The organism is Synechococcus sp. 60AY4M2 (assembly GCF_002760375.1).
Classification (GTDB): domain Bacteria; phylum Cyanobacteriota; class Cyanobacteriia; order Thermostichales; family Thermostichaceae; genus Thermostichus.
Genome location: NZ_AUMZ01000001.1, coordinates 1,368,554 through 1,393,471, shown reverse-complemented (window position 1 = coordinate 1,393,471; position 24,918 = coordinate 1,368,554). Strand labels below are relative to the sequence as shown.

Below are 24,918 nucleotides of genomic sequence, written 5' to 3'. Positions count from 1 at the left end.
GTCTTGGTAGGAGAAGTCAGGAAGAGGTTGTTTGAGCTATGAAACTATATCAACGACCCCCATCATGGGTAAGCGACTAAAGTGGCTAGCGGGCTTTTCCGCCCTGCACTAAAGTGCGGGGCTACCCAGCTATCCTTTTGTGTTAGTGTCTGGGAGGTTGCCAGGAGGAGGGGCAATGCAAACCGGAGCAGAAGCTCAAGTCCAACAGCGAAAAAAGGAGGCAGGATCCTGGAGAGACATTCGGCTGTTGGTATTGGACATCGACGGCACGATTGCCGGGCCTTCCAACCAGGTTTCGGAGCCGGTGCGGCAGGCCATTCAAAAAGCCAAGGCGGCAGGCGTGCGGGTAGCCATTGCTACAGGTCGGATGCATCGCTCTGCTGAGCGGTTTCACTACGCCATTGGGGCCGATATGCCCCTCTGCAGCTATCAGGGGGCGCTCATTCGCGATCCCGACAGCCAAAAGACCTTGAAGCATTGGAGCCTGGACTGGTCGCTGGCGGAGGAGCTGCTGCAGGTGCTGCAGGATCAGCCGGTGGGGGTGCACCTCTACATCGACGATCAGCTCTATTTGCGGGAGCTCAGCCCCCTCAGCCAAGCCTATGCCGAGCGCTCCCAGGTGCCGTTCCAGATGCTCTCCCCCGCCCAACACGGGAAAAGCCCCACCAAGATCCTGGCTGTTTCGGAGGATACGGAGTTTCTGCAGCAACTCCAGGGATCCCTGCGGCAGCGGTATTCTCCTGAGCAGATCTACCTCACCCGCTCGGAGCCGATTTTTTTGGAGGCCACCCATGCGGCGGTGAACAAGGGCAATGCCGTTCGTTTTCTGGCGGAAGAGCTGCTGGAGGTGTCGGCGGATCAGGTGATGGCCATCGGCGATGGCGACAACGACATCGAGATGCTCCAGTATGCGGGGATCGGGGTAGCCATGGGGAACGCCTCGCCGGCTCTGCTGCCCCACGCTGATTGGGTTGCTCCCCCCGTCACCGAAGATGGGGTGGCGGTGGCCATTGAGACCTTTATCCTCGGCTAGTTGCGGATGCAATGGTGAGCTTGGCAGATTCTCCTTTTCCCCAAGTCACGTTGCGTCCAGAACAGCAACGGGCATTGGCGTATCGGTCGGGGCCTCTGGGGATCGCGGCAGTTCCGGGGAGCGGCAAGACGTTTATCCTGGAGCTGCTAATCGCCGATCTCATCCTGAATCGCGGCGTTCCACCGGAGCGCATTGGGGTGTTCACCTACATGCGTTCGGCGCGAAGCAATTTGATCAACCGCATCAACCAACGCCTGCAACAGGCGGGCTATCTGGATCGCTTTACCCAAGCCTTCACCTTGCACTCGCTGGCGCTGCGGGTGTTGCGGGAGGTTCCCGGCCCTTGGGAAGAGCTGTCCATCCTGGAGGAATATGAACAGGAGCGCCTGCTCAGCCGTCTCTGCCGCGCCTGGCTCGCCCACCACACCCACCTCTGGGAGCCCTTGATCCCTGCCGAGAAGCCCCACAAGGTGGTCCGAAACCGGCTGCGGTTTCGACGCAGCTTCCAGCAGATGGTGCGGGCGGTGATCAGCACGGCCAAGAATCTGCGTCTGGGGCCGGAGGCGATCCCCACAACTACTCAGGGCTATCTGGGCTGGGCGGCCCCCATCTATGCTGCCTACCAAGCGGAGCTGCGTCGCCTGGGCAAGCTGGACTACGACGACCTGGGCTGGCAGGCAGTGGAGCTAATCGAGCGCGACCCGGCCCTGCGGCAGCAGGTGCAAAATTGGTACGACTACCTATTCGAGGACGAGGCCCAGGACAGCTCCCCCCTCCAAGAAGAGCTGCTGCGGCTGCTCAGCCAGCGCACCGGCAACCTGGTACGGGTCGGGGATCCCAACCAAAGCATCATGGGCACCTTCACCACCGCCGAGCCGCGGCTGTTTCGCGCCTTTTGTCAGGCCAATCCCCAGGTGACGTTGAAAGAGTCCAGCCGCAGCGCCCCCCAGATCCTGGAGTTGGCCAACCGCCTGGTGGACTGGGTGAACCAGAAGCACCCCATCCCAGCCCTGCGCACCGCCCTGGCTCCCCAGCACATTTGCCCGGCCAGCGCTGGCGGCCTAAATCCCCCGGCCAGCGAAGGGGAGGTGGTGTTTCGCCGGGTAGTCGGATCCCCGGAGCAGGAGCTGCAGGAGGTGACGCGGTGGGCCCTGGCGGCCGCCCAGGCTTTTCCCGACCAGACGGTGGCCATTCTGGTCACCACCAACGAGCTGGGGGGCAAGGCCCTCGACTACCTGCGGGAACTGGGGGCAGAGCAGGTGATCGATCTGTTGCGGGGCAACCCCAGCCAGCGGCGGGTGTTGCTGCAACTCAAGGGAATCATCGACTGGTTGGCCCAGCCCATTTCCTCTGCCCGCTTGGCCGCTGCTGTGGATCACCTGGCCGACTGGGCCGGGATCCCGCGCCTGGAGCTGGGGCCGATGCTGGACTGGATCCGCGCCTCGCTGCCGGAGCGGCTGCTATTTCCCCAGTTTGGGGAAGCCCCCACTTTGCCGGATAGCCCCTCTTGGCAAAACTTGGGCAGGCTGCTGCGCATCCTTGCCGGTTGGCTGCGGGCCGGGCGCTCCCCTTGGCCGGAGGTGCTCAATGTGATTGTCCAAAGCCTCTACCGCAAGCCGGAAGAGCTGTTTGTGGGTTGCTACGTCATCGACCAGTTGGAGCAGGTGCTGGGATCCCTGCCCGAGGTCGATTGGCAGGAGATTGCCCAAGAATTGCGGGTGATTCTGGATCGCCGCCTCAACAACCTGCCCTCGGAGATCTTTGCCTTCAACCCGGAGCCGGGCAGCATCACCGTTACGACTCTGCACCGCGCCAAGGGCTTGGAATGGGATCAGGTGTTCATCCCCCAGGTGTCGGCCTACGAGTTTCCCACCTACTCTGAAGAGCGACCGGTGGGGCTGAGGTTTTTGGAGGATGTCGATATGAGAGCAGAAGCCCTGGCCCAGTTGCGGCAGCTCAGCCGCAGAAGTTGTTGGGAGCAGCAGGCCGACTCGGCCACCGAGCAAGCCTTTTTGGATCTGGCCGCAGAGCGGCTGCGGCTGCTGTACGTGGGCATCACCCGCAGCAAACGGCGGCTTACCCTCTCCGTCTCCAGCCAATCTCGCTTTGGCGAAGAGCAGAGTGCATCGTTGGTGTTTCGCGTGTTGAGCCGCCCTTGCGAGGCAAGTTGACAGCGAGGCGCCCGGGCCTCTGGTTCTTCATTGCCCCGCGGCAGGCTGCTAGCATGGCTAAGCCCGATAGCGCCGCCTTGCGCGATGGGGCAGTCGTTTAAAAACATGGGTATTCTGCAATGCAACCTCGGCGTGTTGCCCGCGAACTGGCCCTGCTGGGGGTCAACCAACTGCCGGCCACAGCGGCCAAACTGAGCGAAAAACAACTGGAGGACTTGCTGCTGGCAGCCATCCGCGCTCTGCAGGAAGAGACCCATGAAACTCTCTCCACAGCGGCGGCGGAGATCCAGCGCAGCGATCGCCTGTTGCACGAGAGCGATCCCCTGTTATTGGCCGCTTCTGATGCCAAGGAAGAGGGCGGAGCTCGCTCTCTTACTGTCCGCCTTCAGCAGGCCCAACGACATCTGCAACGCTTGGAAACGGCTCTGAAGGAGGCCAACGCCGGCGACACCGTGCAGGGAGAATTGCTGGAGCTGGCCCACCAAGCCCAAGTGGCCCTCAGCAACGCCGGCCAAGCCCTGGAACACCTGGAACAGCGGCTGTACAGCGTCCGCCGCATCCTGGATGAGGTCGTTCAGTTGTCCCAAAAGGCGGTCAACCGGCTGGGAGTTGCCCTCTCCATGCCGGAGCTGTTGCACATTGCCCAAGCTCAAGAGGTACGCGCCTACGCTCTCCAACTGTTGACCGCCCTGCGCACCCATAAGGAGGCTATCGACGCCCGTTTGCAAGGGGTTTTGGTAGGCTGGCAACTGAAGCGGGTGGGGCGGATCGAGCGCGATATCCTGCGCCTGGCGGTAGTGGAAATGGAGATCCTGCGCAGCAGCCCCGACAAGGTCGCCATCAACGAAGCTGTAGAATTGGCCAAAAAATACGGGGATCCGGAGGCCGCCGCTTTTGTCAACGGGGTGCTACGGCGGGTGGTGGACAGCCGCATGGAAGCCCCTTTCGGTCGGAATCCTTCGCCAGCCGGGGATCTCAGAAGCTAGGCTCCTCACTGCCTTAGGGTGAAGGCCCTGCGTGGGGCAGATTGTTTGACCCTCCTACCGCCCAGGGGATTTTTACGCAGTCCGCAAGCGGACTCACAGAGGCGTTGTCAAGACACCTCTAGACAGTTCCTGGAGGCAAGGCCCCAAGGTTCTGCTGACTTTTCTGATCGCGTCAGCGGGACGGAGTCGTTGCAGGTTGGCTGAGACGGCAGTCTCTTCCGGACGCTTGCCACCGGTCGGGTTTTTCACCGTCTTAGGGGCTCGCCTGGGAACGGCACGCCTCGGTGATAACTATGCCATTGATGAGCAGCTAAAGTTGCTCACGGGCCTTTCCGCCCCGCACTCAAGTACGGGGCCAGCCAGCTATCCCTCTGTGTTTTCGATGGGGAAGCGGGCGATGAGATTCGAACTCACGACATCCAGCTTGGGAAGCTAGCGTTCTACCACTGAACTACGCCCGCAGGGATCCAGGCTCGACAACCTGGAGACTTTCCTAACGCATAGTTTAGCATTTCTTGGACGGGATCCCTGGTACAACAGAAGCAGCGTTCTACTTCTTTTGTTGATCCATGCCGGCCATCCTCCTGCTCTCCGGTAGTCCTGGCCCTCTTTCTCGGGAAGCCGCTGGCCCGCCACCGCGGTCGGAAGCGATTTTGCACCACGCTGCCGGGATCCTGTCCGGTCTGGGATTGACGACGGAGTTTGTCTCGGTGCGGGATTTGCCGCCAGAGGATCTGGTGCGGGTTAACTTTGAGAGCCCTCACCTCCAGCAGATTCAGGAAAAGGTGGCCCAGGCTGCCGGGATCGTCATCTCTGCTCCTGTCTATAAAGCTTCTTATCCAGGCGTGTTGAAGGCGCTGCTGGATTTGCTAGACCAGGATGCTTTTACCGGCAAGGTGATTCTCCCCATTGCCACCGGGGGAACCCTGGCCCACCTGCTGGCCATCGACTTTGCCATGAAGCCGGTGCTGGCCGTGATGGGCGCAACCCATATCTTGAAAGGGATCTACATCCTCAGCTCGCAGATCCAGTTTGAGGCCGACGGCACCCTGCGGCTGGAGGCCGACATTGAAGAACGTCTGCAAGCAGGGATCCGGGCGCTTGCCCAGGCGGTGAAATAACGATTTTTCGTTCATGCGGAAGCGCCCAGCCAACAACTGAAAGGCAACTCTCCGGTGCAGCCTTCAGGGATCCCTCAACAGCACCGTCGCAGTCACAGCGGCACTTTGTCCCAACCGGTCGAAAACCCGTAAACTGAGCAGGTAAGAGCCGGGCACCAAGTTCAAAGGGGGGCGGATGCGGAAGCGAGTAGTGCAGGACACGTTGCCGGAGACACAGTTGACCTGGGCTGCTGACAGCGTCTGCACCTCGATCCCCGACCATGACACCTGAAACGCCAGCTCCGCTGGGAGCCGCCCCGGCACCGACACCGAGACCCCAACCTCCAAAAAGCCGCCCCGGCTAACGGCGGCAGGAATGTCGCTGCTGGTGATTAGCGGCGGCAGAGGGGGGCTGGCAGTGAGCGCGGCGGCACCACAACCGACCAGAGCCACGCCCAGCAGGGCCAGCGTCAACCCCCAAGGTTTGGATCCCAGCTTGATCACAGGGCTCCCGCTTCAGAACTCCATCCCCCAAGTATAGAGGATGGAGGCAACATCTCTAGCGTTAGTTTTGGGAGAACTCAAAAATTCACGCTATAGGTGGTGTCAAGCTGGATATTTGCCCGGAGCATCTGCTAGAGTAAAGCCCATAATCTGTCGAGCAGCCGGGCTATGGAAGTGGAAGAGGAGCTGAAAGCTTTGCGGGCGCGCGTGCGCAACTTGGAGCGATCCCTAGCAGAGTCAGAGGCACTGTCATTGCAGCAGATTGAATGTACCCATCGCCTGGAACAGCAACTGCTGGAAGCGCAGGCCCAACTGCAGGAGCGGGAGCAAGCTTTGCAGGCTTGTCAAGAGGAGAAGGCGCGGCTGGAACAACGTCCTACCCTGGAAGCTTTTCAGCTCCAACAGCAGCACATTGAAGAGTTACAAAATCTTCTCTGGGAAATGGAGCGCCGACCCACGCTGGAGCACTACCAGATCCTGCAGCAACAGTTGCAGACCAGCCAAGCAGAAATCGAAACCCTGAAGGCAGAACTGCAGCGGCGCGTCGATCCGGCCCGGTTCTATCAACTGCAGCAGGAGCTCTGGGAGCTGAAACAGCAGGCCAACCAGTTGGGGGAATACGCCGTCAAGTTGCCGCAGGTACAGCTTTTACAAGCCCAATCGCAGCTCCGCATTCGAGCGCTGGAGGAAGAGAAGGCGCAGTTGCAGGCGCAAATCCAGGAGCTGGCCGCTCGGCCCTCTGCGCAGGAAATGGAAGCCCTACGGGCGGAGCTGGAGGCGGCCCACCGCCAGGCCGAGGCTGAGGGGCAGCGTCTCAAAGCCGAGCTGGAAAGCGAAAAGGCACGCCTGCAAGCCGACCTGAATGCAGCGCAGCAACGTCTTCGCGAATTGGAAGAACGCCCTTCGCAGGAGCAATGGGCAAGCTTGCAAGCGGAGCTGAACCAGTTGCGCCAACAAGCCTCTTTTGCCAAGGCCGAGCGAACCACCTTGCTGGCGGAGCTGCAGCAGAGCCAGCAGCGCCAGGCAGAACAGGCCCAGCAAATTGCCAAACTGGAGGCGGAGCTGCAGGCTCTGCGCCAAGAGCGAAAAGCCCAAGTGGATCCCAGCGGCGAGGCGGAGTCTCTGCAGACGCAGCGGCTCCTTGCTCTAGAAGAGCAAGTGCAGGCTCTCACCCGGGAGCTCGACGCCTTGCGGGCCGAACGGGATCAGCTTCTCCAAGAGCTGGCTCAGCGGCCCACCCTTGTCCAGTGGCAGGAAGTGCAGCAGCAGCTTCGGGAGCTGGCCCAGCGACCAACTCGGGAAAGCCTGGAAGAAGCCCGGCGGGCACAGGAGCTGGCGGAGGCCCATCATCTGGTTAGCCAGAAACAGATCGAGAAGCTGCAGCAGCAGCTGGCGACTTTGAAAACCGAGTGTGTGCAGGCCCACGCCTATGCCCAAACTCAGGAAAAAGAGGTGGCCCTGTTGTTGCAACGCAATCAGGAGCTGGAGGAGCAGCTAGCCGCTCTGCGGCAGTCGTCTGCGGCTCCTCCCCAAGCAGGTGTCGAGCTCAGGTCTGGCCGCCCGGCTCAGGAACGGGTTCAGGCGGCAGCTGAAGGGCCTGCTCCCTCCCCAGCGGTGGCTGCCGCCCCACCCACCAGCCGACTCACAACTGGGAGAACGCCCGCTGGTGGGATCCCACCCCTTGCCCTTGAGGAGCGGCAGGATCGGGCGGAGAAGCTGCTGAGACGCTCCGCCTTGGCGGCTGCACGGGCTGGGGGAGAAGGGGGCAGCCGCAGCCGCATCGAGTTGCCGGCTTTTGTACAGCGGCGGCCCTACTGAGGCTGCCATTCTTGCGGATCCAAGCGCTCTCCCGCCTGGAAACGGGGCCAGGCCCAGCGCAGCAGGGATCCCAACTGGGCGTGGAACCGCTCCGGCGCAAATTGCAAGGCATGGGTCCGAATCCGCTGCGGATCCCATTCCTGGCGCTCCGCCTGGCGCAGCCCTTCGACGAGGGCTTCCACCCTGGCTTCGGGGATGAGGATCCCCGTCTGGCCGTGGATGACGGTCTCGCGGGTGCCTCCCCGGTTCAGGGCGACCACAGGACGACCACAGGCTTGCGCCTCCACCGCCACCAGGCCAAAATCCTCTTCCCAGGGAAACAGCAGCAGCCGGCAATTGGCCAGCAGCTCCTGCAGGCGGTCTTGGGGCTGGTGGGGCAAAAACTCCACTTGCGGCCCTGCCAGTTGCTTCAGTCGCGGCAGCTCCGGCCCTTCCCCCACCACTACCAGGCGGCGGCCCAGCTGCTTACAGGCAGCGATCGCCAAATCCACCCGCTTGTAGGGCACCAGCCGGCCCACCACCAGGTCGTAGTCGGCTTGGGGATGGGTTACCGGCTCAAACCCCTGCAGCGGCACCGGCGGATAGATAACCACAGCCTCGCGGCGGTAGAGCTTGGCCAGGCGCCGGCGGATGTGCTGCGAGTTGGCAATCAATAGGTCTGGCCGCTGGGCTGCCACAAAGTCCCACTGGCGCAGGCGGTGCAACAGCCAGCGGCTGAGGGCGGCAAGCGGGCGGATCCCCGTCAACCCCTCCCGCTCCAGATAGAGCTCCTGGTTTTCCCAGAGGTAACGGGGCGGGCTGTGGATGTAGCTAAGGTGCAGAGTGGAAGGCCCTGTCAGGATCCCTTTGGCAAAGGCATGGCTGCTAGAGATGACGCAGTCATAGGCGGAGAAGTCAAAGCTCTCGTAGGCCAAGGGCATCCAGGGCAGCAGGTACTTAAGGCGGCTGTGATAGTTGCGCCGCAGCACCCCCAGCCAGCGGGCCCAGCCCTGCAAAAACGAGGTGTAAACCGACCGCTGCTGCCAGCTCGGCGGCAAGGTGTGGGACGAGAAGAGGCTGACGTAGAGAGGTGCCTGTGGGGCAAAGGCAAGGAGCTCCTGCAAAACCTTTTCCGATCCCCCTGGCCAGATCAAATACTCGTGCACCAGCGCCAGGCGCTGCACCCAGGAGGGATCCCAAGCAGGCATGGCTAGGCTTGGGTCGAGGGGGACCTTTTGCCGATGGGCCCGCTTACTTGCCTGGCTTTCTCGTCCAGCCGTTCGCTGATGTAGGCGTAGATCTCGCGGAAGCGGGGCACTGCCCGCATCTCTAGGCGGCTGCCGTCTTTGAGGGTGAGCACCATATCGCCCCAGGTGCCTAGGCCCCGTGGCACCGTCACCACCTTGGCAATCTCTTTGTAAATGACATCAGAGCGCTCCTTGCCGCCCCAGCCGCCGATCACAGTGATGCGACGGTTGGTTATCCGGTAGTGAACCCAAAGCTTGCGCACCAGGGCGCCCACAAACAGAGGCAAGCCAACGAGGGTGAGGCCGAGGAAGGAGTTCAACACCAGATCGCCCGTGTGAGGGCCGCCCTCAAAAAAAACTTCTTCTTTGATCGCCATGCTCAGCCCACCTAATGTCGAATGTCAGCATCAACAATGCTAAAAACAATCTTAAGCTAAACGGTTTCTCACCCCAACTGTCTGCCGAGTTAGCGGTGGATGCGGGATCGAGTCAGTTTTTGGAGGGCTTGCCCCGAGCGGTAGGTAGCCAAGATCAGGTGAACAAACAACACCATCACCACCAGCGCCACCGCCACCGCCCCGACATTGCCCAGCCAGCCCCACCCTTCCAGACCTGTCAGAGCCACCAAAGCCCAAGAGGCAGGGTGCAGCATTCCCCCCAAAAGAAGAATCTGGGAGAACAGGTGCCCGGCTGTGAAGCGGGATCCCAACGCCACCAGCGCCAGGCCGCCGCCGATGTTGATCAGCCCCATATTGCCCAAAAAGGCGTAGCAGATGTGCCAGGCGTACTTTTGTTTGGGCACCTCTTGCCAGGAAAGGGGTTCCCTAGGGATCCCTGGCAAATCTTGCGGAGCGGGCAGCAGCGGCTGAACCTGACTGAGGATGAGGCCCAGGACGATGGCTGCCAGCAGCATCACCACTCCCGCCTTTACATTGAGCTTGCCAGGGATGGCCAATTCAGGATGTGCCAACATTGCAGGTTCTCTCGATCCCGTCCTAGCCTATCCTGTCTTTGCCCCCAACCGGCAGATTGGCCAGCGGACTGCTGGCTGGAGAGGCTTGGCTATCCGGATAGAGCGGCGTGCCGCAGCGCTTACAAAACTGGGCATCCTCATCGTGCTGGGAGAGGCCGCATCCCGGGCAGGCCCACTGCAGCGAGGTGCCGCTTTTCACCAGTTGCTTGATCAGCTCCCCTACTTGCCAAGGGATCAGGGCCACGCCCGTCAGGATCATCAGCACCGTCAACAGCCGGCCCAGCTCAGAGGTGGGGGTGAGATCCCCAAACCCTACCGTGGTCATGGTAACAACCGAAAAGTAGAAAGCATCCAAAAAGGTGGCAAAAGCGCCGGGATTGGCCGGATGTTCCACCTGGTAGATGAGGCCAGAGTAGACGAAGACAATCGCAAAGAGAGTAAAAAGGATGCGCAACAAGATGCGGGTGTCGGCGGAGATGACCTGACCAAAGAGGGTCTTGCCCTCCACCAGGCGCAGCAGCCGCAAGATACGAAACCAGCGCAAGAGGCGGATAAAGCGAATATCCGTCAGCCCGGCAAAAAAAGGCAAAATCGCCAGCAAGTCAATGAGCGAATAGAGGCTGAAGACGTAGCGCAGCTTCTGCAGGGCCGCTGCCCAGCGCAGTAGATATTCCACCACGAATAGGCCGAGGATGAGGCGATCCAGCCGCTCCAGCCCAAGGCGGAGTTGGGGGGGAATGGGGTAGGTCTCCACTACAAAAAAGGCAGACGAACAGAAAACCAGCACCGCCACCAGCCAATTGACCCAGCGGCTTTCGGGTGTGTCCTGATCCCCCCAGTAGCGCTGGAGGAGGCCAGCAGGGGCAAGCTCAGTTTGGGTGGCCTGGGAGGGTAGGGTGGTCACAGACGGGATCCCGTTGGGAAGAGATCGAGAGGGTTTCCCTTGAGCGCCTATCGGGCGTACCTTGACTAGGTTAATGGAAACTAGTAGTAGAGCAAACTTCAGTCCTGCAAACGTCTAGGCTTGAGTTGAGCATTGAATCGATGTTGCCTCCCATTGTCCTGGCTTCGCAATCTCCTGCCCGCCGCCAATTGTTAGAAGCTGCCCGGATCCCTTTTCGCGTTCAACCCAGCTACTTTGACGAAAGCCAAATCCAGAGCCCGGATCCGGTGGAGCTGGTGCAGAAGCTGGCTGCGGCCAAAGCCGAAGCGGTGGCGGCTCAGCAACGGGAGCCCGTCTTGGTGATCGGGGCTGACTCCGTGCTCTACCTAGGGGGGGAGATCCTGGGCAAGCCGGCCAATGCTCTAGAGGCGGAACGGCGCCTGCGGCAAATGCGGGGCGAAGTGGGAGAACTTTACACCGGCCATGCCTTGATTGACATGAAGCAAAACCGCCGCCTCGTCCACTACGCCGTAACGCGGGTGTTTTTTGCCAAGCCCAGCGACGAGGAGATCCGCGCCTACGTGGCCACCGGCGAGCCGCTCAATTGTGCTGGCTGCTTTGCCATTGACGGCCGCGGCAGCTTGTTTGTGGAGCGGATCGAGGGGTGCCCTGGCAACGTCATTGGGCTGAGTTTGCCGTTGCTGCGGCGCATGATCCAGGAATTGGGCTATTCCCTCACCGAAGCCTGGAATTAGCCGTCTAGATGCCGCTTGAGCAGCTCGTTGGCCAGCTTGGGATCCGCCCGTCCTTGGGTTTTTTTCATCAGTTGCCCGACAAAGTAGCCGAAGAGCTTGGTTTTGCCCTCCCGGTACTGCTGCAGTTGCTCGGGGTTCTCGGCCAGCACCTCGGCGATCATTGGCTCCAAGAGGCTGCTATCGGAGATCTGGGTCAGGCCCTTGGCCTCCACCAGGGCGCGGGCCGAGCCGCCTTTTTCCAGCAGCTCCGGCAGGATCTCCTTGGCAATTTTGCTGGAAATAGTGCCTTGCTCGATGAGGCCGATTAGCTCAGCCAGGGTTTCCGGCTTCAAGGCGATGTCCGGGTAGTCCAGCTTGTGGGTGTTGAGGTAGCTGGCGATGTCGCTCATCATCCAGTTGGCGGCTGCCTTCGGGTCGGCGCCGGCAGCAACCACGGCCTCAAAGTACTCGGCGGTGTTGCGTTCGTCGCTGAGGTAGCGGGAGTCATACACCGAGAGGCCGTACACCTGTTGGTAGCGCCGCCGCTTCACACTGGGCAATTCCGGCAGCTCCGCCTGCCAGCGGGCTTTTTGCGCTTCCGTCACACGAATGGGCAGCAGATCCGGCTCCGGAAAATAGCGGTAGTCGCTGGATCCCTCTTTCTTGCGCATGCTGATGGTGCGCTGGCTGTTTTCTTCCCAGAGGCGGGTCTCCTGTACGATGGGCTCGCCTGCTTCCACGGCCTTAACTTGGCGGTTGAACTCGTACTCGATGGCCCGCTGGATGGCGTTGAAGGAGTTCATGTTCTTGATTTCCACCTTCGTGCCAAAGGTCGGGGAGCCCAGCGGGCGCACCGAGATGTTGACGTCGCAGCGCAGGGATCCCTCCTGTAGGTTGCCATCGCACAGCCCGGCGTAGCGGAGGATGCGGCGCAGCTCCTGTACATACTCGGCTGCTTCTTCCCCAGTGCGGATATCCGGCTCGCTGACGATCTCGATGAGGGGAACTCCTGCCCGGTTGAAATCCACCAGGGAATAGCTGGATCCCGACAGCCGATCGCTGCCGGCATGCACCAATTTGCCCGCGTCTTCTTCTATGTGCAAACGGGTGATGCCGATGCGCTTGCTGCGGCCGTCGCTGAGCTGGATCTCGACCCAGCCGTGGGTGGCAATGGGCAGGTCGTACTGGGAGATTTGGTAGTTTTTGGGCAGGTCGGGGTAGAAGTACTGCTTGCGGTCGAACTTGCTGTAGGGGGCGATGGTGCAATTGAGGGCCAGGCCAGCCTTGACCGCGTATTCCAGCACCTTCTCGTTCAGCACGGGCAGGGTGCCGGGCAGGCCCATGCAGACAGGGTCAATTTGGGTGTTGGGGGGAGCGCCAAAGGCCGTCGCGCTGCTGGAGAAGATCTTGGAGCGGGTGCTGAGCTGGCAGTGCACCTCCAGCCCAATCACAGCTTCGTATTCCACTTTGGCAGGGGCAGCAACCGTCATGGCCAAACGAGAAAGAGTAGGTTTTCCCATTCTAGTGGGATATCGCTAGCTGCTGAGCTGCTGCCTCAAACGGTGGGGCGGATCTCGAAGGTGGAGAGGCCTTCGGGTGGCTCGAAGCGGTGTTCGACGGCCTCCACCCGCGAGCCGGGGCTGCCCTGCTGGCACCAGCGCAACATCGCCTCCACCGCCGCCGGGGATCCTTCAAAAACCGCCTCCACCCGGCCATCCCGCAGATTGCGCACCCAGCCGTGGACGCCGGCGTTGCGGGCCATGGCTTCGGTGTAGGCCCGAAACCCCACTCCCTGAACCCGCCCGCGCACCCAAACGTGAACGCGAACCCTGTCGCTCATGCTGAGGGGGATCCCTCCGAGGTGTTGCCAAGTTCTGAAGCCGAGGGCGACTCGGCTGGCTGGGCCGTAGCTTTCTCCGCCTGCTGCTCTAGGCGCTGCCAGAGAAAGTTGACAAGGGCAACCAGTCCCACGATCCCCAGCGAGATCCCGCCGGCGTACCCAATGGCTTGCCACAGCACAGGAGACATAGGCCAACCTCGCTGGTGCAGAAAGCTCCCTTCTGACCTTACCAGACGGAAACCCCAGAGAGAGGGGATCCCTGGCGGCTTGGCCCTCTCCTCGACAACGCCCTCCAAGCTGGACAAGATTCGGCACAATGGGGAGAAGTGTTGCTAGCGAGCAGTTGAGAAGAGGCCATGGCCCACAAACTCTGGATCGACGGCCAATGGGTTGACAGCCAAGGGGGAAACCTGATGGTCATCGAGAACCCGGCTACGGGCGAGCAATTGGCGGAGGTGGTGGACGCCAGCCCTGCCGATGTGGATCGGGCGGTGCAGGCGGCCCACACGGCTTTCTACGATGGCCGTTGGTCGAAGCTCACCCCCGGCGAGCGATCCCTGGCCCTCTGGAAGTTGGCGGATCTCATCGAAGCTCGCGCTGCCGAGCTGGCCCGTCTGGAGTCGGAAAACACCGGCAAGCCCTACGAGCTGGTCAGCTTGGGAGGGGATCTGGCCTTTGCGGTGGATAACCTGCGTTTCTTTGCCGCTGCCGCCCGCGACATCCATGGTTTGAGCGCCGGAGAATACGCCAGAGGTTACACCTCGCTATTTCGCAAGGAGCCAGTGGGGGTGTGCGCGCAAATTACCCCTTGGAACTACCCGCTGCTGATGGCCGTCTGGAAGATCGGCCCCGCCCTGGCTGCCGGCTGCACAGTAGTGCTCAAGCCCGCTCCCACCACCCCTCTGACTACCCTGATGCTGGCGGAGCTGACTGCTGAGGCCGGGATCCCGCCGGGGGTGGTCAACATCGTTACCGGAGGCGATGCTACCGGCCAAGCCCTGGTGGAGCACCCGCAGGTACGCATGGTCAGCCTCACCGGCTCTACTGCCACTGGCAAGCAGGTGATGCGGACGGCGGCAGACACTCTCAAGCGGGTGCATCTGGAGCTGGGAGGCAAAGCCCCGTTTTTGGTTTTCGAGGATGCCGACGTGGAGACTGTGGCCGCCAAGGCTGCTTTTGCCGCCACCTTCAACAGCGGCCAGGACTGCACGGCAGCCACCCGCCTCTATGTGCACGAGAGCAAGCTGGCGCAGATGCAAGAGGCCATCGTCGAGGCGATGCGCAAAGTAAGGCTGGGATCCCCTTTTGAGGCGGGGGTGGAGATGGGGCCCTTGGTCTCGGCAGCCCAGCGGGAGCGGGTGAGGGGATTTGTGGAGCGGGCCAAAGCCGAGGGAGCCAAGGTGCTGACCGGCGGGCGGATCCCTCCTCAGTTTGACCGGGGCTACTACTACGAACCCACAGTGATTACCCATGTCGATCAAAAAGCGGAGATCGTGCAGAGTGAGGTTTTTGGGCCGGTCCTCACGCTCGGCTCGTTCCGCGAAGAAGCGGAAGCGCTACGCCTGGGCAATGACGTCCTATACGGGCTGGCGGCTTCTGTGTGGACTCAAGACCTCGGACGAGCCATGAAACTGGCCGCCGATCTGGAGTTCGGAACCGTCTGGATCAACGATCATCTCCCCATCGCCTCCGAGGCTCCCCACGGCGGCTTCAAGCAATCGGGATTTGGCAAAGATCTCTCGGCAGAGGCCGTGCGAGAGTATCAAATTGCCAAGCATGTGATGATTGCTACTTGTTGAGGGGTGGCTCTGGCAACCTCGTTCGAGGAAGAGGCTAGCGGTAGCCAGTTGGCAAGGCTCCGGGAAACTCCTACAAGCGATAGACTTGAGTGCATGTCTCCCTACCTCGAGCCCCTATCGTGCCGATGGCCACGTTCTACTCCTCAACCTCAGGATCGGCAGCTCTAGCCCCTCCCCGCACTTTCCCTCTTACCGCCGTGGTCGGCCAGCAAACCGCCAAGCTGGCTCTCCTGTTGGCGGCGGTGGATCCCAGCTTGGGAGGAGTGGTGCTGGTGGGGCCGCGCGGCACGGCCAAGTCGGTCTTGGCCCGAGGGATCCACGCCCTGCTGCCCCCCATCGAGGTGATTGCCGGCTCCTATTGCAACGACGACCCGGCGCGGCCCGAGACCTGGTCGGACTGGGCCAAGGCCCGCTACCCCCAGGGAACGACACCCCCCACCCAGGTGATAGCCCCTCCCTTTGTCCAAGTGCCTTTGGGGGTGACCGAGGATCGGCTCTTGGGATCCGTGGATGTGGAGGCCTCGGTGAGGCAGGGGGAAACGGTTTTTCAGCCGGGGCTTTTGGCTGCCGCCCACCGCGGCGTGCTCTACGTGGATGACATCCACCTCTTGGACGACGCCATCGTCAACCTGCTGCTGACGGTGGTGGGAGATGGGGTCAACCGCCTGGAGCGGGAAGGGCTGAGCCTGCAACACCCCTGCCGGCCTCTCTTGGTGGCCACCTACAACCCCGAAGAGGGATCCCTGCGCCCCCACCTGCTGGATCGCCTGGCGCTGGTGGTGCCGGTGGGGCAGGAGCTGAGCCTGGAAGAGCGCAGGGAAATTGTCCAGCGGGCAACGCAATTTGTCGACGCTTCCGAGTCCTTTCTGGCGGAACACCAAGCGGAACTGGAGGAAATCCGCACCCGCATTCTCCTGGCGCGGGAGTGGCTGCCCCAGGTCAAGCCCAAACGGGAACAGATCCTCTACCTGGTGCAAGAGGCCATCCGCGGCAACGTCCAAGGCCATCGAGGGGAGCAGTTTGCCCTGCGGGCCGCCTGTGCCCTGGCCGCCCTGGAGGGACGGGATCGCCTGGTGGCCGAGGATCTGCAACAGGCAGTGCAACTGGTGCTGCTGCCCCGCGCCCGCTACGATCCCGACCAACCCCCGCCGCCACCCCAATCGCAACAGTCGGATCCCCAGCCGCCAGAGCCCGACAAGGAGGGGGAAGACAGAGAAGAGACGGAGCCCCAGCCGGAAAATCCCAGCCTGCCCCAGGAGTTTTTCTTCGATCCCGAACAAGTGGCCCTCGACCCGCGCCTCTTGGCCTTTGCCCAATCCCTCAACCAACAAGGGAAAACGGGATCCCGCAGCCTGGTGTTCAGCGCCGACCGGGGCCGCTACGTCAAGCCCATCCTGCCCCAGGGCGCCAATCCCCGCATCGCCGTCGACGCCACTCTGCGGGCGGCTGCCCCCTACCAGAAAAGCCGCCGCCAGCGGCAGCCGGGGCGGGCCGTCATTGTTGAGCCCGGCGACATCCGCGCCAAGAAGCTGGCCCGCAAGGCAGGGGCCTTGGTGATCTTCGTGGTAGACGCCTCCGGCTCCATGGCCCTCAACCGCATGCAGGCGGCCAAAGGCGCCGCCCTGCGCCTGCTCACTGAGGCCTACCAAAACCGCGACAAAGTTGCCCTGATTGCCTTTCGCGGCGAGGCTGCCGAGGTGCTGCTGCCCCCCACCCGCTCCATCGAGCTGGCCCGCCGCCGCCTGGAATCCCTGCCCTGCGGCGGGGGATCCCCACTGGCCCATGCCCTCACCCAAGCGGTGCGCCTGGGGGTGAACGCCCGCGCCAGCGGCGACGTGGGAGAGGTGCTCCTGGTAGCCCTCACCGATGGCCGGGCCAACATCCCCCTCAGCCGCTCCCTGGGACGCAGCGAAAGCGATCCCATCGACCTGAAGCAGGAGCTGCGGGAGATCGCCCTGCGCATCCGCGCCCTGGGATTGAAGCTGCTTCTCATCGACTCGCAGAGCCGCTTTGTAACCACCGGTTTCAGCGCCGAGCTGGCGGAACTGGCGGGCGGACGGTACTTTCATCTGCCCCGCGCCACCGACCAGGGGATCGCAGCCGTGGCCCGCTCGGCCATGCAAGAGGGACGCCCATACCCTTGAGAGAGCAGCTCTCCCTCGGTAGGAGCTGTAACTTTTCTTAATGGTTGGTTATGATCCCTGTAGGCGCTCTTAGCTTGCCCTATGGTCACAGGACTCCTGCCAGAACTCTCTTTGCCTCATCCCATGCTTACTGACTGGGTCAGCCGGGGAGTGAGCGCAGCCATTCGCGCTCTCTTCAAGCAGGCAGAGCGGCTGGAGGCGCGCGTGCGGGCAGAGCCCATTGCCAAGCTGCTGCAAGGACGCATCGACAGCTTTGAGCTGGTGGGCCAGAACCTGCAGATGTACAACGGCCTGCGGCTTTCGCTTTTAGAGCTGTTTTGCAACGCTGTAGCCATTGACTTTAGCCAAATCTGGCAGGGTCGGATTAAGCTGCGGCAGCCGGTGCAGGCCAGGATGCGGGTGGTGCTGAGCGAAGCGGATCTGGCGCGATCCTTTAACACGCCTTTTGTGCTGAACAAGCTGGCTCAGGTGGATCAGGGGGGCAAGCCGCTCTCATTTCATCAGGTCGAGGTTCACCTCACCCCAGAGCAGCGGTTGCGATTGCAGGCCGAGGTTCAGCCAGGGGGAGAAAAGCCCTTGCAGGTGGGCTTTTCCGCTCGCATCGAGGTGCTAGAACGTCGCCGCATTTGCCTTGCCGATCCGCTGTTTGAGGGCGACACGGAGGAGGGGCGGGCCCTGAGCCGAGCCTTGGTGGATCACCTGAATGCGCTCCTGGATTTGGATCGGCTAGCCCTGCAAGGGAGCAAGCTGCGAGTAGATCGGGTGTGCCTACAGCCTCACCAGATGATCCTCTACGGCAGCGCTGCTCTGGTGCGGTTTCCCACCCGCTAGCCCCCCTGGGAAAATGCTTGACAACCTTTTGGAAGGCGGGTACGCTCAGGGGTGGTGAGGAGTGAAGAGAAGAAGCCTCTGGGGTCGAAACACGGACAGACGCCCAGAGGTTTTTTCATGACCTGCTCAGCCTCAACGGGGACACCGCCATCCCTACCTAGCCTCCGAGTTTTAACTATTCTCAACCACAGGGGATGGGGGACTTTTCCCAACACCCCGGCCTCTTGCCCCAATTGGGAAAAAGCCTGTCCCCCCAAACTGGCTACGACCCTTTGAATTCAGGCTGGGACATAGCACCTGCCACAACTTTTTTTGCTCGAAAAGGTTCCAAAGAGTCTCCCCTGAGCCTCAGGGGTCTTGGTTCAGTTGCAAGTCCCCTCCCAGGTCATCGCCTGCCAGAAGGCCGCAGAAGGTTGGTGCAACACAATGCGATTGCCATCGGGATCCCGGAAGTCCACCTCCTGGCCGTGAAAGGCCTGCCGCAGCGGCGAAACGGAGATCTGGTGCTCCGCCAACACCGCCGCCAGGGATCCCAGGCATGCCGCCAGATCCTGCACCTGCAGGCAAAGACTTGCTGCTCCCGCCTGGGCGGCAAACTCTGGATGGAGACTGCGGTAGAGGCCCAGTCGCAGGCCAGGCAGGCGAAACTCCACATACACTGGCTCTCCCTCCCTGGAGAGCTGGACTTGGGGCGGGATCCCCAAGAGGGCCTGGTAAAAGTGCAACAAACGGGGCAAATTGGGGGTGGCCAAGCTCAGCAAAGCTGCAGCAATCTGCATCGCAACCGGAAAAAGGAAGCTACTCATTCTAATCCGAACTTCCGCTGATAGCCAGCCCTAACTGCGCCACTCGGAAAGGGATCCCCGCCTCTCCTAGGATTGGACTATAGTAGGTAGCGAGACTTGCTGCTCTTTCTTCACGAATAAAAACTGGAGCAACCTACCGTGGGGCTATTCAGCCGATTTTCCCGTGACATGGGCATCGATCTGGGCACGGCCAACACCCTAGTCTATGTGGCTGGCCGCGGCATTGTCCTACAGGAGCCCTCTGTCGTCGCCATCGACCAAAACACCAAACAACCGCTGGCCGTGGGGGAAGATGCCAAAAAAATGTTGGGCCGTACCCCGGGCAACATCGTGGCTGTGCGTCCTCTGCGGGATGGGGTGATCGCCGACTTCGACACGGCGGAGATGATGCTGAAGCACTTCATCCAGCGGGTGCATGGAGGTCGTTACTTGATCGCCCCGCGCATCGTCATCGGGATCCCAAGTGGGGTGACCGGCGTAGAGCGACGGGCAGTGATGGAAGCGGCCCTGCAAGCCGGCTCGCGGGAGGTGTATTTGGTGGATGAGCCGGTGGCAGCAGCCATCGGCGCGGGGCTGCCGGTGCAAGAGCCCACCGGGAACATGATCATCGACATCGGCGGCGGCACCACCGAGGTGGCCGTCCTCAGCTTGCAAGGGATCGTCCTCAGCGAGTCGGTGCGGGTGGCAGGAGACGAGCTGAGCGAGGCCATCATTCAGTACATGAAAAAAGTTCACAATCTCACCATCGGGGAGCGCACTGCCGAAGAGATTAAAATTCAAATCGGCTCTGCCTACCCAACTCAAGAGGAGATGACCATGGAAGTGCGGGGGCTGCATTTGCTTTCGGGTTTGCCCCGCACTGTAACGGTGAAGAGCACTGAGATCCGTGAGAGCATGGCCGAGCCCCTCTCGGTCATTGTGGAGGCCATCAAGCGCACCCTGGAGCGCACGCCGCCGGAATTGGCGGCAGACATCATCGACCGCGGCATTATGTTGGCGGGAGGGGGGGCGTTGCTCAAGGGGCTAGACGCCCTGATCAGCCATGAGACCGGGATCCTGGTTCACATTGCCCCGGATCCCCTCAGTTGTGTGGTGCTCGGTACAGGGCGGGTTTTGGAGGATTTCAAAACCTTGGGTCGAGTGTTGAGCGGCAGCTTCAAGGGTTAGAGGAGTTTCCTCTGAATCCCTGATTCGAGGTGTGAGTCGAGTGGGTTAGAGAGGTATTGCTTGAATCGGCTACACCAGTGGTGGATGCGTTATGGTTTGGGGTTGCTCCTGTCTGCTTCGGCGATAGGAGGGGCTTGGGCTTTGCGCCAGACCCAGGGATCCCTGCTGGTGGAGCTGTACAGTTGGCTTACCGCACCCATCCGTCCACCTGTGGATCCTGACGCCGTACTTAGCCAGGCCGCCACCCGCGAGCTACAGGCCCTGGTGGCCGAGCTGCGGCACCAAAACCGCGAGCTGAAGCGCCTGCTGCAATTTACCGAGCAAATGCCCCAAGCAGGGATCCCGGCGGCGGTGGTGGGCCGCAGCGCCGATCACTGGTGGCAACAGCTCACCCTCAGCCGCGGCAGCCAGCATGGGGTCAGGGTAGGAGATGTGGTTATGGCACCGGGGGGATTGGTCGGGCGGGTTGAGGCGGTAACCCCCAACACCAGCCGCGTGCTGCTTATTAGCGATCCCACCAGCCGTGTCGGGGTGATGCTCAGCCGCAGCCGGCACATGGGCATCTTGCGGGGCACCGGCACCCAGAACGCCATCTTGGATTTTTTCGATAAGGATCCCAAAGTGGAAGTGGGGGATGTGGTGGTAACTTCGGGCCTGAGCAGCTTCTACCCGGCGGGGGTTGTGGTGGGAACGGTTCGAGCCATCAACCTGGATGCCAGCCCTGCCCCACAAGCCACAGTCGAATTGTCGGCGCCCCTGGGCCTCTTGGAGTGGGCCTTGATTTACCGCTATGCTCAACCTTAAGTCTCGCCTCAATTGGCTGGTCACCGCCTTGTCAGGGCTGTTGGCGGTGGTGGCCCCTTGGTGGCGGGGGCCGGGCTTGGAGCTGGCGGGCCTAACCCCCGATTGGCCCCTGATCTGGGTGGTGTGCTGGAGCGTGCGGCGCAAGGCTTGGCAGGGGGCTGTTGCCGGGATCACATTGGGTTTTCTGCAGGATGCCCTGACCAACCCTTATCCTACCCATGCCCTGGGGTTGGCGGTGGTCGGGATCCTCACGGCCAAGTTGCAGAAGCAGCGCTACATGCAAGAGGACTTCATCTCCGTGGCTTTGATCGTCTTCGGCATGGTGGTGATTGCCGAGACGCTGATGGCGCTGCAATGGATGTGGCTGACGGCCTCTCAGGGATCCGCTGGCCTCGAGCCGGCGGAAATGGCAACTTGGTTGGATGGGTTGGCAAACTCCTCGCCCGCCGCCGGCGCCATTGGCGGCGATGGCCCCCGTTCTCTGGAGAGCATCTGGTGGAACCATCAGCGCAATGCCCTCACGTCGGCCATTTTAAGCAGCCTGTGGGCCCCCGCTCTCTATTGGCCCCTCAGCCGTTGGTGGCAATCTCAAGAGCGGGATTTGAGAGAGACCTAGCTGCAGGTTCTGCCGCCAGTGATCTGCATTCCCCACAGCCGCTGCCGGGCGCGATGGGACATCGGTTGCACAGCTACTGCTCCCAACGGCGGCAAAACGGTTCCTTGCCCCATTTCCTCTCTCCCTAGGAGAGGAACGGGGGGTGAGGGCTTGGGGTCGCTCTCAGAGGGATCCGTTTTCGCCTAAAATGACAAAGCCCTCTGCCACCCACTGCCAACGGGCCAACAGACTCTGGGCCAAGCGGATGGGAAGGTGTTGAGGTTGACTCGATTGAGGGAGAGGGATCCATGCCTCATACCATCGTCACCGATATTTGTGAAGGCGTTGCCGACTGTGTGGAGGCCTGCCCCGTCGCCTGCATTCACCCTGGGGACGGCAAAAATGCCAAAGGCACCGACTACTTCTGGATCGACTTTGCCACCTGTATTGACTGTGGCATCTGTCTTCAGGTTTGCCCTGTGGAAGGGGCGATCCTGCCGGAGGAAAAACCGCACCTGCAGCGAGTGCCCAACTAGCCCGGCGGGCTGCTTCTTCCCAATTTTGCAATTGCCTTTCAGCCCAGAGAAGCCAAAGCCACAACGGCGCTGGTCAACCAGTTCAAGGACAGGAGCCCGCCCAGGAAGGCCAACGGGATCAGACCCGCCAGGCGCCACCACTCCAGATCCAGCGCCACCGCTGCCGCCCGCACCTGCCAAACCACAAACCACAACAGCGCCACGAACCCCAACAGGGATCCGGCCACTCCGCCCAAGGATTGGGCAGGTCCCAGCAGCAGCCAGGGCAGGCCAGCAAAGCCCGTCAGGCAGAGGAGCGACGCAAAAGAAGGGGCAGCCCGCCCAAAACAAAAGGCCAGCGCCTGCAGCAGGGCCGCCAGGCTTACCCATCCCAGGAAGCCTGCCAGCAGCGCCAGCACCATGCTCGGCAGGTTTACCCCGAAACGACGCACAGCCTCGAGAATGTTCAGCAGCGCCACCACCCCAAAAGCTTGCCAGAGAACAGGCTGTTGCCGCAGCGAGCGAAAGGTGGGCTCCGGCAGAAACCAAGCGCCGTAAATGTTATCCAACAAAGAGTCGAGCATGGCCGGCAAAAAGTCGGTCTGCCCTCCTATCCTAGCCCAACGACAAGAGGGCTCCTCCAAAGCCAAGCAAATGCCGATCCCGTCCTTGGCAAAGCCCTGATGAGCACTTGACAAGCACGGCCCGCAGATGCGGTATGATGGGCTAAGGATTCTGAGGCGTTGGTGACTGCCGTTACGTTTTTGCGATCGATACCCTTCGACAATTAGGACGGGTGTGGATGTGAGAGCAGTAAGCCAAACTCGATTTGGAAACTATCGATAGTCATCCCCGATGTCCTACACTGGCTTTTCCAGGTCGAAAACCACGGTAAAACGGCGCAATAGGATCCTCAAGAAGGCTCTCGCTGGAGGGCCTTCTTGCTCTTAATGGCTGCACGGGATCCCTCGTCAGGCAAGTTTTGAGGGGAGCTGAGGTGGTTGTGGGATGGGGGTTAGGCGGCCTGTTGTTTGGCCTGTTGGCAATTTTGAACGGCAGGGATGCGGCGCCAATTTAAGTTAGCAAGCACCAGGGCGCTGAGGGGACGGGTGTGAGCCAGCAGCCCGGCAAGGAGCAGCAGCCAACGGCTCAAGGCAGAGCCGGCCAGCAGCCAATGGATGAGCAGAGCTGCCCCTCCTCCTTCTACCCCTGCCGCCAAGACCCAGGCCCAGGCAACTTTCCCATGCCGGGACAGGAGGATCCCTTGCAATCCACCGACGCCAAGCCCCACCAGCAAGCCACGCAGCGGGCTGGCCATCGCCTGCAAGGCGTTCTGCAGCCAGGGATCCCTGGGATCGAAAGCGAAGGTTGCCATCCCCGCCTCCAGGGTATCTGCTGCTACCCAACCCAAAGCCGTGGCCAGCAGCGTGGCCGCCACCCACCGCCAAGAGACCTGCCGCCGCAATACCGCCCACTGGAGTAGCCCCATCCCCAAGCCCAGGCCGGCCCCGGCCACCGCTCCTTGGAGCGAACCCAAAGCAGCCAGCAGGGGAGCTGCCGCCCCCAGCCCCAGATAGCCGATCCCAGCCGCCGCCCAATTGGCCAGGAGCCAGCCCAGGGCCAATCCTTTGCTCTGGCGGGGCTTGCCTGAGGTGGGGAGGGTGGGCTTCTGGTGGGGGCTAACCTGTTCCTGGCCGACCTGCTGTTCGACCTCGCGCAGCCCCTGTTCTGCCGAGGGGTTACCCGGCTCCAGCCGCAGCACTCCTTGATAGTCCATCTGGGCAAGGCCCCAATGGCCCTGCCGCTGGTGGGCCAGGCCGCGGTATAGGTAGTAGCGGGCTTCGTTGGGGGCACTCTGGATCAGCTTGTTAAGCAGGTGGACAGCCATTTTGTATTCGCCTGCCTCGATCAAACGCACCGCCCGCTGCAGCTCTTCTTCCTCAGCTTCCGAAACAGGGGCGGCTCGGCTCTGCTGGGTGGCTTGCTGGCCAAAGCCGGCAGGGATCCGCTGCAGAGGAGCCTTTTGAGGGGGAGGCGGGATCTTGTCCCCATAGACGGCTCGGAGCTGCTGGGCCAGCTCCTCCATGGTGGCCGGGCGAAGGGCAGGGTCTTTCTCCAAGCAACGCAGCACCACCTTTTCTAGGGCCTCAGGGATGGGGTGGGGCAGCGGATGGTCTTGAAAAGGGCGAGGCTTTTGAAAGTTGTGGACGTGGTACCAGCCCTGCAGGGTGTCGGTCTCTGGCTCGAAGGGCAACGCACCGGTTAACAGCTCGTACAAAACCACCCCCAGGGAATAGATGTCGGAGCGGCCATCCAGCTTCTCTCCCCGCATCTGCTCCGGCGAGGCATAGACCATCGTGCCCAAAAAATACCCGGTTTGCGTCAGGCCACGAGAGGTTTCCCCCATGAGTTTGGAAATGCCAAAGTCCAGGAGCTTGACCCGTTCTTTGCCATCGGGCCCTTTTTGCACAAAGATGTTGCTGGGCTTGATATCGCGGTGGATGACCCCTCGAATCGAGTGTTTGCCCAGATCCATGTGAAAGTTGTGGGCGTGGTGCAGGGCCGAGCAAATTTGCAAAGCCAAGTTCACCACCCGCTCTGGGTGCAGGGGACCTTCCCGTGCCAACACATAGTCCAAGCCCTGGCCCGTGTAAGGCTTGGCCTTCAGGTACTCCATCACCAGGTAGGGCTGGTTTTGGTACAGACCGTAGGAGCGCACCTGCACAATGTTGGGGTGCTCGCCCAACAGGGCGCTGACCCTGGCCTCGTCCAGGAAGCGCTGCTGCAGTTGCTGGTAATACTCCGGCTCCATGTCTGGCGGCGGCGGGCGCAACAACTTAACGGCCACCGGCTCGTCATTCAACTGGGTATCCACCGCCTCGAACACATTGCCGTAGCCACCCTCGCTGATGTGGTGGGTCAGTCGGTAGCGGTTGCCGATCAGTTGTCCAATTAGGCGCTGGTTCATGGAGGAGGAGGGCCAGCCGAG

The 24,918-nt window shown here is 61.7% G+C and carries 24 protein-coding genes and 1 tRNA gene; 13 read left to right on the top strand and 12 right to left on the bottom strand.

The features are described 5' to 3' along the window. The first annotated feature begins 175 nt into the window (after nucleotides 1–175). The 3 genes from SYN60AY4M2_RS06125 (at nucleotide 176) to nusB (ending at nucleotide 4,190) form a co-directional block, all read left to right on the top strand. The gene (locus SYN60AY4M2_RS06125) at nucleotides 176–1,033 is read left to right on the top strand and encodes an HAD family hydrolase (RefSeq protein WP_099812518.1); all 858 of its coding nucleotides are present in this window, start codon (nucleotides 176–178) and stop codon (nucleotides 1,031–1,033) included. 11 nt (nucleotides 1,034–1,044) lie between these two features. Continuing rightward, the gene (locus tag SYN60AY4M2_RS06120) at nucleotides 1,045–3,204 is read left to right on the top strand and encodes an ATP-dependent helicase (protein ID WP_099812517.1); all 2,160 of its coding nucleotides are present in this window, start codon (nucleotides 1,045–1,047) and stop codon (nucleotides 3,202–3,204) included. 119 nt (nucleotides 3,205–3,323) lie between these two features. After that, complete coding sequence (gene nusB / locus SYN60AY4M2_RS06115) at nucleotides 3,324–4,190, top strand: transcription antitermination factor NusB (RefSeq protein ID WP_099812516.1); 867 nt, start codon at nucleotides 3,324–3,326, stop codon at nucleotides 4,188–4,190. A gap of 389 nt (nucleotides 4,191–4,579) precedes the next feature. Here nusB and SYN60AY4M2_RS06110 read toward each other — a convergent pair. Continuing rightward, a tRNA-Gly gene (locus SYN60AY4M2_RS06110) sits at nucleotides 4,580–4,651 on the bottom strand. Nucleotides 4,652–4,759: 108 nt separating this feature from the next. Here SYN60AY4M2_RS06110 and ssuE point away from each other — a divergent pair. Continuing rightward, nucleotides 4,760–5,311: an NADPH-dependent FMN reductase gene (gene ssuE, locus SYN60AY4M2_RS06105; protein ID WP_011429260.1), complete on the top strand. Its 552-nt coding sequence runs from the start codon at nucleotides 4,760–4,762 to the stop codon at nucleotides 5,309–5,311. Between the two features lie 63 nt (nucleotides 5,312–5,374). Here the strand turns inward: ssuE and SYN60AY4M2_RS06100 are convergent, their stop codons facing one another. Next, on the bottom strand, nucleotides 5,375–5,794 hold the full coding sequence (locus SYN60AY4M2_RS06100; RefSeq protein ID WP_011429261.1) for a hypothetical protein: 420 nt from the start codon (nucleotides 5,792–5,794) through the stop codon (nucleotides 5,375–5,377). Between the two features lie 168 nt (nucleotides 5,795–5,962). On the opposite strand from SYN60AY4M2_RS06100, the gene SYN60AY4M2_RS06095 reads away from it, so the two are divergent. Continuing rightward, on the top strand, nucleotides 5,963–7,612 hold the full coding sequence (locus tag SYN60AY4M2_RS06095) for a hypothetical protein (protein ID WP_099812515.1): 1,650 nt from the start codon (nucleotides 5,963–5,965) through the stop codon (nucleotides 7,610–7,612). Here SYN60AY4M2_RS06095 and SYN60AY4M2_RS06090 read toward each other — a convergent pair. The 4 genes from SYN60AY4M2_RS06090 to SYN60AY4M2_RS06075 form a co-directional block, all read right to left on the bottom strand. Continuing rightward, nucleotides 7,606–8,799, bottom strand: a complete 1,194-nt coding sequence (locus tag SYN60AY4M2_RS06090) for a glycosyltransferase (protein ID WP_099812514.1) — start codon at nucleotides 8,797–8,799, stop codon at nucleotides 7,606–7,608. The genes SYN60AY4M2_RS06095 and SYN60AY4M2_RS06090 overlap by 7 nt on opposite strands. 2 nt (nucleotides 8,800–8,801) lie before the next feature. Beyond that, nucleotides 8,802–9,215: a PH domain-containing protein gene (locus tag SYN60AY4M2_RS06085; RefSeq protein WP_011429264.1), complete on the bottom strand. Its 414-nt coding sequence runs from the start codon at nucleotides 9,213–9,215 to the stop codon at nucleotides 8,802–8,804. 89 nt (nucleotides 9,216–9,304) lie between these two features. Beyond that, nucleotides 9,305–9,811 carry a hypothetical protein gene (locus SYN60AY4M2_RS06080; RefSeq protein ID WP_240527286.1) on the bottom strand — a complete coding sequence of 169 codons (507 nt, stop codon included), beginning with the start codon at nucleotides 9,809–9,811 and terminating at the stop codon, nucleotides 9,305–9,307. Nucleotides 9,812–9,833: 22 nt separating this feature from the next. Continuing rightward, nucleotides 9,834–10,715 (bottom strand): ion transporter, encoded by an 882-nt coding sequence (locus tag SYN60AY4M2_RS06075; protein WP_011429266.1) that lies wholly within the window; start codon nucleotides 10,713–10,715, stop codon nucleotides 9,834–9,836. A 140-nt stretch (nucleotides 10,716–10,855) separates the two neighbouring features. On the opposite strand from SYN60AY4M2_RS06075, the gene SYN60AY4M2_RS06070 reads away from it, so the two are divergent. Further along, nucleotides 10,856–11,449, top strand: a complete 594-nt coding sequence (locus SYN60AY4M2_RS06070) for a nucleoside triphosphate pyrophosphatase (RefSeq protein WP_099812513.1) — start codon at nucleotides 10,856–10,858, stop codon at nucleotides 11,447–11,449. On the opposite strand, the gene gatB is transcribed toward SYN60AY4M2_RS06070, so the two are convergent. The 3 genes from gatB to SYN60AY4M2_RS06055 all read right to left on the bottom strand — a co-directional run bounded on the left by gatB (nucleotide 11,446) and on the right by SYN60AY4M2_RS06055 (nucleotide 13,456). Then, on the bottom strand, nucleotides 11,446–12,918 hold the full coding sequence (gene gatB / locus SYN60AY4M2_RS06065) for an Asp-tRNA(Asn)/Glu-tRNA(Gln) amidotransferase subunit GatB (protein ID WP_099812512.1): 1,473 nt from the start codon (nucleotides 12,916–12,918) through the stop codon (nucleotides 11,446–11,448). The genes SYN60AY4M2_RS06070 and gatB overlap by 4 nt on opposite strands. 65 nt (nucleotides 12,919–12,983) lie before the next feature. Further along, the gene (locus SYN60AY4M2_RS06060; RefSeq protein WP_099812511.1) at nucleotides 12,984–13,268 is read right to left on the bottom strand and encodes an acylphosphatase; all 285 of its coding nucleotides are present in this window, start codon (nucleotides 13,266–13,268) and stop codon (nucleotides 12,984–12,986) included. Then, nucleotides 13,265–13,456, bottom strand: a complete 192-nt coding sequence (locus tag SYN60AY4M2_RS06055) for a hypothetical protein (protein WP_041438067.1) — start codon at nucleotides 13,454–13,456, stop codon at nucleotides 13,265–13,267. The genes SYN60AY4M2_RS06060 and SYN60AY4M2_RS06055 overlap by 4 nt, the downstream gene beginning before the upstream one ends. A 168-nt stretch (nucleotides 13,457–13,624) precedes the next feature. Here SYN60AY4M2_RS06055 and SYN60AY4M2_RS06050 point away from each other — a divergent pair, with 168 nt between their 5' ends. The 3 genes from SYN60AY4M2_RS06050 (at nucleotide 13,625) to SYN60AY4M2_RS06040 (ending at nucleotide 18,042) form a co-directional block, all read left to right on the top strand. Beyond that, nucleotides 13,625–15,067 carry a gamma-aminobutyraldehyde dehydrogenase gene (locus SYN60AY4M2_RS06050; protein ID WP_099812510.1) on the top strand — a complete coding sequence of 481 codons (1,443 nt, stop codon included), beginning with the start codon at nucleotides 13,625–13,627 and terminating at the stop codon, nucleotides 15,065–15,067. Nucleotides 15,068–15,192: 125 nt separating this feature from the next. Beyond that, complete coding sequence (gene bchD / locus SYN60AY4M2_RS06045) at nucleotides 15,193–17,211, top strand: magnesium chelatase ATPase subunit D (RefSeq protein ID WP_099812509.1); 2,019 nt, start codon at nucleotides 15,193–15,195, stop codon at nucleotides 17,209–17,211. 123 nt (nucleotides 17,212–17,334) lie between these two features. Beyond that, nucleotides 17,335–18,042, top strand: coding sequence for a DUF2993 domain-containing protein (locus SYN60AY4M2_RS06040; protein WP_099834954.1), 708 nt, complete (start codon nucleotides 17,335–17,337; stop codon nucleotides 18,040–18,042). Between the two features lie 362 nt (nucleotides 18,043–18,404). Here the strand turns inward: SYN60AY4M2_RS06040 and SYN60AY4M2_RS06035 are convergent, their stop codons facing one another. Further along, nucleotides 18,405–18,821: a VOC family protein gene (locus SYN60AY4M2_RS06035; protein ID WP_071813547.1), complete on the bottom strand. Its 417-nt coding sequence runs from the start codon at nucleotides 18,819–18,821 to the stop codon at nucleotides 18,405–18,407. Nucleotides 18,822–18,986: 165 nt separating this feature from the next. Here SYN60AY4M2_RS06035 and SYN60AY4M2_RS06030 point away from each other — a divergent pair, with 165 nt between their 5' ends. The 4 genes from SYN60AY4M2_RS06030 (at nucleotide 18,987) to SYN60AY4M2_RS06015 (ending at nucleotide 21,950) form a co-directional block, all read left to right on the top strand. Then, nucleotides 18,987–20,015 (top strand): rod shape-determining protein, encoded by a 1,029-nt coding sequence (locus SYN60AY4M2_RS06030; RefSeq protein ID WP_011429276.1) that lies wholly within the window; start codon nucleotides 18,987–18,989, stop codon nucleotides 20,013–20,015. A 60-nt stretch (nucleotides 20,016–20,075) separates the two neighbouring features. Then, nucleotides 20,076–20,819, top strand: a complete 744-nt coding sequence (gene mreC / locus SYN60AY4M2_RS06025) for a rod shape-determining protein MreC (RefSeq protein ID WP_011429277.1) — start codon at nucleotides 20,076–20,078, stop codon at nucleotides 20,817–20,819. Continuing rightward, the gene (gene mreD / locus SYN60AY4M2_RS06020; protein WP_099812506.1) at nucleotides 20,806–21,435 is read left to right on the top strand and encodes a rod shape-determining protein MreD; all 630 of its coding nucleotides are present in this window, start codon (nucleotides 20,806–20,808) and stop codon (nucleotides 21,433–21,435) included. The genes mreC and mreD overlap by 14 nt, the downstream gene beginning before the upstream one ends. A gap of 287 nt (nucleotides 21,436–21,722) precedes the next feature. Further along, on the top strand, nucleotides 21,723–21,950 hold the full coding sequence (locus SYN60AY4M2_RS06015; RefSeq protein ID WP_011429279.1) for a ferredoxin family protein: 228 nt from the start codon (nucleotides 21,723–21,725) through the stop codon (nucleotides 21,948–21,950). Between the two features lie 38 nt (nucleotides 21,951–21,988). Here the strand turns inward: SYN60AY4M2_RS06015 and SYN60AY4M2_RS06010 are convergent, their stop codons facing one another. Both SYN60AY4M2_RS06010 and SYN60AY4M2_RS06005 read right to left on the bottom strand, forming a co-directional pair. Then, nucleotides 21,989–22,627 (bottom strand): YIP1 family protein, encoded by a 639-nt coding sequence (locus SYN60AY4M2_RS06010; protein ID WP_240527284.1) that lies wholly within the window; start codon nucleotides 22,625–22,627, stop codon nucleotides 21,989–21,991. A 317-nt stretch (nucleotides 22,628–22,944) separates the two neighbouring features. Then, nucleotides 22,945–24,897, bottom strand: a complete 1,953-nt coding sequence (locus SYN60AY4M2_RS06005; protein ID WP_099812505.1) for a serine/threonine-protein kinase — start codon at nucleotides 24,895–24,897, stop codon at nucleotides 22,945–22,947. Between the last annotated feature and the right edge of the window lie 21 nt (nucleotides 24,898–24,918).

What these genes read in the sequence shown, in the direction of transcription:
- SYN60AY4M2_RS06125 (WP_099812518.1), top strand. Translation starts at nt 176, where the DNA reads ATGCAAACCGGAGCAGAAGCTCAAGTCCAACAGCGAAAAAAGGAGGCA.
- SYN60AY4M2_RS06120 (WP_099812517.1), top strand. Translation starts at nt 1,045, where the DNA reads ATGGTGAGCTTGGCAGATTCTCCTTTTCCCCAAGTCACGTTGCGTCCA.
- nusB (WP_099812516.1), top strand. Translation starts at nt 3,324, where the DNA reads ATGCAACCTCGGCGTGTTGCCCGCGAACTGGCCCTGCTGGGGGTCAAC.
- ssuE (WP_011429260.1), top strand. Translation starts at nt 4,760, where the DNA reads ATGCCGGCCATCCTCCTGCTCTCCGGTAGTCCTGGCCCTCTTTCTCGG.
- SYN60AY4M2_RS06095 (WP_099812515.1), top strand. Translation starts at nt 5,963, where the DNA reads ATGGAAGTGGAAGAGGAGCTGAAAGCTTTGCGGGCGCGCGTGCGCAAC.
- SYN60AY4M2_RS06090 (WP_099812514.1), bottom strand. Translation starts at nt 8,799, where the DNA reads ATGCCTGCTTGGGATCCCTCCTGGGTGCAGCGCCTGGCGCTGGTGCAC.
- SYN60AY4M2_RS06085 (WP_011429264.1), bottom strand. Translation starts at nt 9,215, where the DNA reads ATGGCGATCAAAGAAGAAGTTTTTTTTGAGGGCGGCCCTCACACGGGC.
- SYN60AY4M2_RS06080 (WP_240527286.1), bottom strand. Translation starts at nt 9,811, where the DNA reads ATGTTGGCACATCCTGAATTGGCCATCCCTGGCAAGCTCAATGTAAAG.
- SYN60AY4M2_RS06070 (WP_099812513.1), top strand. Translation starts at nt 10,856, where the DNA reads ATGTTGCCTCCCATTGTCCTGGCTTCGCAATCTCCTGCCCGCCGCCAA.
- gatB (WP_099812512.1), bottom strand. Translation starts at nt 12,918, where the DNA reads ATGACGGTTGCTGCCCCTGCCAAAGTGGAATACGAAGCTGTGATTGGG.
- SYN60AY4M2_RS06060 (WP_099812511.1), bottom strand. Translation starts at nt 13,268, where the DNA reads ATGAGCGACAGGGTTCGCGTTCACGTTTGGGTGCGCGGGCGGGTTCAG.
- SYN60AY4M2_RS06055 (WP_041438067.1), bottom strand. Translation starts at nt 13,456, where the DNA reads ATGTCTCCTGTGCTGTGGCAAGCCATTGGGTACGCCGGCGGGATCTCG.
- SYN60AY4M2_RS06050 (WP_099812510.1), top strand. Translation starts at nt 13,625, where the DNA reads ATGGCCCACAAACTCTGGATCGACGGCCAATGGGTTGACAGCCAAGGG.
- bchD (WP_099812509.1), top strand. Translation starts at nt 15,193, where the DNA reads ATGGCCACGTTCTACTCCTCAACCTCAGGATCGGCAGCTCTAGCCCCT.
- SYN60AY4M2_RS06040 (WP_099834954.1), top strand. Translation starts at nt 17,335, where the DNA reads ATGCTTACTGACTGGGTCAGCCGGGGAGTGAGCGCAGCCATTCGCGCT.
- SYN60AY4M2_RS06035 (WP_071813547.1), bottom strand. Translation starts at nt 18,821, where the DNA reads ATGCAGATTGCTGCAGCTTTGCTGAGCTTGGCCACCCCCAATTTGCCC.
- mreD (WP_099812506.1), top strand. Translation starts at nt 20,806, where the DNA reads ATGCTCAACCTTAAGTCTCGCCTCAATTGGCTGGTCACCGCCTTGTCA.
- SYN60AY4M2_RS06015 (WP_011429279.1), top strand. Translation starts at nt 21,723, where the DNA reads ATGCCTCATACCATCGTCACCGATATTTGTGAAGGCGTTGCCGACTGT.
- SYN60AY4M2_RS06005 (WP_099812505.1), bottom strand. Translation starts at nt 24,897, where the DNA reads ATGAACCAGCGCCTAATTGGACAACTGATCGGCAACCGCTACCGACTG.